The sequence below is a fragment of the Streptomyces viridosporus genome (assembly GCF_002078235.1).
Taxonomy (GTDB): Bacteria; Actinomycetota; Actinomycetes; order Streptomycetales; family Streptomycetaceae; genus Streptomyces; species Streptomyces viridosporus.
Map to the genome: position 1 here is coordinate 1 of NZ_MSGP01000178.1, position 5,834 is coordinate 5,834.

Annotated in this window: 5 protein-coding genes and 2 pseudogenes; 4 read left to right on the plus strand and 3 right to left on the minus strand. The window is 74.5% G+C overall.

Translation table 11 applies throughout. From position 1 onward, the window contains the following. The 4 genes and pseudogenes from B7L92_RS13535 to B7L92_RS13550 form a co-directional block, all read left to right on the plus strand. Nucleotides 1-336 (plus strand): annotated as a pseudogene (locus B7L92_RS13535) (response regulator transcription factor); the annotation flags it as partial. 405 nt (nt 337-741) lie between these two features. Then, nucleotides 742-1,347 (plus strand): SigE family RNA polymerase sigma factor, encoded by a 606-nt coding sequence (locus tag B7L92_RS13540; protein ID WP_081237656.1) that lies wholly within the window; start codon nt 742-744, stop codon nt 1,345-1,347. Next, complete coding sequence (locus B7L92_RS13545) at nt 1,344-2,225, plus strand: hypothetical protein (protein ID WP_081237657.1); 882 nt, start codon at nt 1,344-1,346, stop codon at nt 2,223-2,225. Before B7L92_RS13540 ends, B7L92_RS13545 begins: the two co-directional genes overlap by 4 nt. Before the next feature lie 85 nt (nt 2,226-2,310). Further along, nucleotides 2,311-3,141: a pectate lyase gene (locus B7L92_RS13550; RefSeq protein ID WP_081237658.1), complete on the plus strand. Its 831-nt coding sequence runs from the start codon at nt 2,311-2,313 to the stop codon at nt 3,139-3,141. 226 nt (nt 3,142-3,367) lie between these two features. Here the strand turns inward: B7L92_RS13550 and B7L92_RS13555 are convergent, their stop codons facing one another. The 3 genes and pseudogenes from B7L92_RS13555 to B7L92_RS13565 all read right to left on the minus strand — a co-directional run. Continuing rightward, nucleotides 3,368-4,435, minus strand: coding sequence for a dienelactone hydrolase family protein (locus B7L92_RS13555; RefSeq protein ID WP_081237659.1), 1,068 nt, complete (start codon nt 4,433-4,435; stop codon nt 3,368-3,370). Beyond that, nucleotides 4,432-5,550, minus strand: coding sequence for a pectinesterase family protein (locus tag B7L92_RS13560; RefSeq protein ID WP_081237660.1), 1,119 nt, complete (start codon nt 5,548-5,550; stop codon nt 4,432-4,434). The genes B7L92_RS13555 and B7L92_RS13560 overlap by 4 nt, the downstream gene beginning before the upstream one ends. Nucleotides 5,551-5,638: 88 nt before the next feature. Continuing rightward, nucleotides 5,639-5,834 (minus strand): annotated as a pseudogene (locus B7L92_RS13565) (pectate lyase); the annotation flags it as partial.

Consider the following 5,834-nt stretch of genomic DNA (forward strand, 5'->3'; position numbering starts at 1 on the left):
CGTCGTGCTGATGGACGTCCGGATGCCCCTGATCGACGGCATCCGCGCCACCGAGCGGATCCTCGCCGGTCCCGGCGAACCGCCCCGGATCGTCGTCGTCACCACCTTCGAGAACGACTCCTACGTGTACGACGCGCTGCGCGCCACCAGCCGCACCGCCCCCACGAGCGTGTCGGCGTCCGTCCGCTTGAGCAGGAACCCGGCGGCGNNCGGATGGAGGTCGGCCCCGCCACGGTGAAGACGCACGTGGCGTCGGTGCTGGCGAAGACCGGCGCCCGGGACCGCACCCAGGCCGTCATCGCGGCCTACGAGGCGGGCTTCCTGCGCGAGAGGTGAGCGGCCGCCCGGTCCGTCCTCCGGCCGGTGGGGCGCCGTGGCGGTCCGTCGACTCCTCGGTGAAGGCGGCGGCAGGCACATGGACGGCCGTCCTGTCGCAGGCGCGCGGGGTCGTCTCCGGTGCCGAGGGACGCGGCGCACGCTCCTCGGTGCCCGGGCGGTCCATGGCCGAGCACCGGCCGAACCGTGGCCGCGGGGGGTCGAGTTCGGGCGTGGTTCGTGCTACGGAATCGAGTGTCGACCCGTCACACACCGTTCGACCCTCCGCACGAACGCATGAACGATCACTGCTACGCTCCGGATCTCGTTCGGCCGACGCCGGACGCTCACACGTCGTCCACAGGACGAACACAGCCACACAGGTGCCCGTCGGGCGCCCGACGCCGCTGCGAGGGGAGGTAGGCCATGGGCACCGTCGTCGACGACACCGCCTCCGTGGAGTTCCACGCCTTCTTCGAGCGCCACTACGCCGAACTGTCCCGGCTGGCCCATCTGCTGACCGGTGAGGCGGACACCGCCGACGACCTGGCGGCGGACGCGCTGCTGGCGCTGTGGCACCGCTGGGACCGGGTGCGGGCCGCGGACCATCCGGTGGCGTACGCCCGGGGCGTGGTGGCCAATCTGGCCCGCACCCGGATCCGCAGCGCGGTGCGCGAACGGCGCCGGATCGCGCTGTTCTGGTCGCAGCGCGAGGAGCGGACCGAGAACCCCGACGTGGCGGGCGTGGTGGACGTGCAGGAGGCGCTGCGCCGGCTGCCGTTCCGCAAGCGGGCGTGCGTGGTGCTGCGGCACGCCTTCGACCTGTCGGAGAAGGACACCGCGCTGGCCCTGGGCGTCTCGGTGGGTACGGTGAAGAGCCAGACCTCGAAGGGGATGGCCGAACTGCAGCGGCTGCTGGGCACGCGGGAGGTGCCGCAGCGGGTGCACGCGGCGGTGGGGGCGGCCGCCCGCGAGGACGCGGCCGCGGGCGTGCGGAAACGCTCCGGTGGGGCCGAGGGAAGGGACCGGTGACGATGCGGCGGGACGTGCACGAGGAGCTGCGCGCCCGGCTGCAGGAGGCGGCCGGGGCGCACGAGCCCGACCGGGAACGCATGCTGGCCCGGATCGAGCGCGGCATGGCCGGCCCGGCCCGCCCGGACCACCGGGCCCGGCGTCCACCGGTGTTCGGCTGGCTCCGGGTGGCGGGCGCGACGGCCGCGGTGGCCGGTGTGCTCGCGGTGGGCGGTTACGCCGTCGCCTCCGCGGTGAAGGACGACGAGTCCCCTTCGCAGCGGCACGTGGCCGTCTCGCCGGTCCCGGCGCCCACGCCCTCCCCGGAGGCGACGAGCAGGGCGCCCGCGCCGCCGGTGGAGCCCTCGACGGACGCCCCGGCCCGGCCGCGGGACACCGGAACCCCGCCCGCCGGGACGTCGAATCCGTCCGGCGCCGCCCGGCCGCCGGCCGGGGTGGAGGACGGGCCGCTGTGGTCGGACGGCTCGGTGGACCCGCACAGCAACGAGTTCTGGGCGCAGAGCAACGTCACCCTGAAGACCGCCGAGCGGCTGACCGCGCTCACCGTGGAACTGCGGATCGCGCAGACCGGCGGGGTGACCTCCACGGGCGCCTGGCGTTCGCTGCCCGAGGCCGACTTCGGCCTCACGGTCTGGGAGCGGGACGGCTTCCTCGTCTACACCTGGACGCTGAAGGAGGGCCGTACGGTCCCGCCGGGCGAGTGGGTGTTCGCGGGGCAGTACGACCACGCACGCGGCGGCCGGGACGCCGGGGGCGACCGCTACACCGCGACGGCCGCCGCCGGATCGCAACGGTTCGCCGTGGGCGGTGACTTCGCTCCCCGCGGTGACGAGGAGGCGGCGCGGCGAGGGGATCCGGACGACGGCGAGGGCGCGTAGAGAATTTTCCGCGGGACGCGGCAACCCTTCCCGCACCGGTGGCGACCAAGAGGCGCAAAGATCCTCCCCACGCAAGGAATTGGGCATGACTGCACGAGCCGAACAGCGCGTCTCCCACCGGCGCCGGACCGCGAAGAAGCGGGCGGCGATCGCCGGGTTCTCCGCGCTCGGCATCACGGGCGCGGCGATCGTCACCTCGACGATGCTGTCCACCGCGGGCGCCGCCTCCGCCTGGCCCTCGGACACCGGCGGCAAGCCGGTGTCGAAGACCGTGCCGGTCTCCGGCGTCTACGACGGCGGCATGAAGCGGTTCTACGGCACCGGCGCCCTGGGCGGCGACGGCCAGGACGAGGGCCAGGACCCGATCTTCGAACTGGCCGACGGCGCCACGCTGAAGAACGTCGTCATCGGCACCCCGGCCGCGGACGGCGTGCACTGCAAGGGCAGTTGCACACTGCAGAACGTGTGGTGGCTGGACGTCGGCGAGGACGCCGCCAGCTTCAAGGGCAAGTCGTCGTCGGCGCAGTACAAGGTGATCGGCGGCGGCGCGAAGAAGGCCGACGACAAGGTGCTGCAGTTCAACGGCGCCGGCACGCTGACCGTGAGCGGCTTCCGGGTCGAGGACTTCGGCAAGCTGGTGCGCTCCTGCGGCAACTGCAAGACGCAGTACAAGCGCACGATCGTGCTGAAGGACATCGACGTGACCGCGCCCGGCAAGTCGATCGTCGGCATCAACACCAACTACGGCGACACCGCCACGCTGTCGGGCATCCGCATCCACGGCGACGGCAAGAAGAAGATCAAGACCTGCACCCGCTACCAGGGCAACAACTCGGGCAAGGAGCCGAAGGACCTCGGCTCCGGTCCCGACGGGAAGTACTGCAAGTTCTCGGACTCGGACATCACCTACCAGTGACCCCGCCGAGCCCGTGACCGACCCCGGGCCGCCGCCTCGACGTCCGGCGGCCCGGTCCCGGTGACGCCCGACCCCCCTCGGGCGGCCGGAACCCCGGCTCTCCGGACCCCCATCCGGACGGGCCGACGAGGGCGCCCCCGCCGGTACCACACCCGGCGGGGGCGTCCGCGGTGCGGGGCGTCCGCGGCCCCCTCCGGACCGCCGGACCGCCGGACCGGGCCCGGTCTCACAGGGCGGAGCCGAGCCAGGCGTGGACCTCGTCCTGCATCGCGGCGTCGAAGACGTGGCCGGTCCCGGGCCAGACCTTCAGCCGCAGCCGTTCCCCGGCCCCGCACGAGTTCCAGACGGCGCGCAGCCTGTCGTACGCGGCCCGCACCCCGTCGGCGGGGAAGAGGGCGTCGCGCCCGCCGTGGAAGAACAGCATCGGCTTCGGCGCGGCGATGCTCGCCACGTCGGGGATGTCGAGGTACCGGGCGAGCCCGGGGTGGAGCATGTGGAACGCCGACTGCCCGCGCAGCGTGTTGTTGCCGGGGACCATCATCTCCTTCAGGCCCGTCATCCAGCACACGCTCGCCGCGGCCGCGACGTCGTCGCCGAGGGCGGCGACCTGCCAGGCGCGGTAGCCGCCCATGGAGAACCCGAGGGCGGCGATCCGGCGCGCGTCCACCCGGTCCAGTCCCGCCAGGAAGGCCGCGGCCCGCTGGTCCTCGCGGGCGTGGAGGCCGGCGAGCGAGGAGCCGAGGTTCAGGAGGTTGCTCGCCAGCGCCTGCTGCTGCTCGTAGGCGAGGGGCCCGCGGTCGCCCCAGCCGAGGGCGTCCAGGCACAGCACCACGTGGCCGCGCCGGGCGAGTTCGTCCCCGACGAAGCGGCCGTCGAAGTGCCGGGCGGCCCACTCCTCGGCGGAGGCGAGCCGGGTGTCGTCGTACCAGGGCCGGACGGCCTTCTCCTTGCCGATGTCGAACCGGGAGCCGTGGTCGTGCAGCAGCAGTACGGCCGGGAAGGGCCCGGGGCCCCGCGGGGTGAGCAGGGCGCCGCGGACCCGTGCGTAGCGGGTGAGGGAGACGGTCACCAGTTCGCGCGTGAAGCCGTCGGCCTCGGCGCGGTGCGTGAACTCCGGCGCGTACGGGGTGTCGTCCTGGCGGGGGACGACGAGCAGTTCCTCCACCTTGGCCCGGGCCGCCCGCCGCCACGCGGGGAAGTCGCGGATCGGCGAGGTGCCCCAGGCGAGCGGGAAGCGCAGGTCCTCCTTGAGCGCCCGGTGGAGGCCGGGCGGGCCGGGGAAGGGGGCCGTCACCGGGGCCGCCAGTCCCCGAGGTGGGCCTTCGGGGTGTGGGACGCGGCCTCGGCTCGACCGAGCTGGGGCCGGTTCTCCGGCACGGTGATCACGGCGCCCGGCCCGGTGTTGCGGTACTCGGCGAAGCGCTGCTCCTGCCAGGGGTGGCCGCTCGACATGTCCGTGTACGGCGCGACCGCGTCGATGCCGGCGCCGAGGTGGGTCTCCCGGACGGTGAGCATCGGCCGGGCGGTGGGGTCGGAGCTGGGCACCCAGGGGCGGGCCAGCTTGTAGAAGCCGTCGGGGGCCTCGCTGCTGATCCGGCTCCCGGTGACCAGGTAGCCGCGCGGGTTGGCGCCGGCCGTGGAGGGCGCGAAGACGAAGCCGTACGGGGCGCCCGTCAGGTCGGGGCGGACCAGGGTGCGGAAGTGGCAGTGCGCGAAGACGGCGGTCGCCCGGCCGAAGACGAAGTCGACGTCGCCCTCGACGTAGCAGTGCGCGAAGTACTGGCGGGCGAAGGTGCCGGGGGAGAGGGTGTCGGCGTACAGGGTGTCCTGGTGGCCGAGGAACCGGCAGTGGGTGAAGGCGCTGCGGTCGCCCTGGACCTTGAGGGCGACGGCCTGGGTGCCGCCGGTGCCGGGGAGGTCGGTGCGCAGCCAGTCGTTGGCGAAGGTGATCCCGCGGGCGGTGAAGCCGTCGGGACGCAGGGTGGTGGTGGCCGAACCGGAGGTGCCGAGGGTGCCGCCGCCGGGCTTGGGGGTGCCGGCCGCGTTGTCGTACACGATGACCGTGTCGCGGGGGTTCCCGGAGGCGCCGAGCCAGGTCATGTCGGTGCGGTCGGCGTCGACCGAGACCGTCTCGCGGTAGGTGCCCGGTGCGACGACCAGGGTGCGCCCGGTGCCGGTCGCGGCGTCCACGGCGGCCTGGACGGTGGTGAAGTCGCCGGCGCCGCCCGGGTGGACGTACAGGGTCTTCGGGGTCAGGCGCGCGGCGGGTGAGCCGTACCGGCCGAACGGGTGGCGCGGCCGGCCCGCGGCCCGTGCGGTGGTGGGCAGGGCGAGCGCGGTGCCGGCCGTGGCACCGGCCAGCAGCAGGCCCCTTCTGGACAGGGGCACGGGGCCGTGGGACGGACGCATGCGGGTGCTCCTTCGGTGCGAAGGCCGGGGCGGGGGCGCCCCGCAGTGGGGGTGGGACGCCTCCCGCCCCGGCCGGCTCTCGGGGGTGTCAGCGGACGCGGCCCGCGCCCGCGTGCAGCTTGACCAGGGCCGGGACCGCCTGCGCCGGGTGGACGGCGGTGCGCAGGACGGGGGTCCAGCCGGCACCGGACCGGAGGGCCGCCTCCGGGTTCTCCGCGTTGTGCGCGGCGATCAGGTCCACGCGCTTTCCGTTGACCCGGTTGTGCGCGGCGGTGAGCGGCGAG

Bases quoted from the DNA above. Each gene is read 5' to 3' on its own strand.
- B7L92_RS13560 (WP_081237660.1), bottom strand. From the start codon at position 5,550: ATGCGTCCGTCCCACGGCCCCGTGCCCCTGTCCAGAAGGGGCCTGCTG.
- B7L92_RS13550 (WP_081237658.1), top strand. From the start codon at position 2,311: ATGACTGCACGAGCCGAACAGCGCGTCTCCCACCGGCGCCGGACCGCG.
- B7L92_RS13540 (WP_081237656.1), top strand. From the start codon at position 742: ATGGGCACCGTCGTCGACGACACCGCCTCCGTGGAGTTCCACGCCTTC.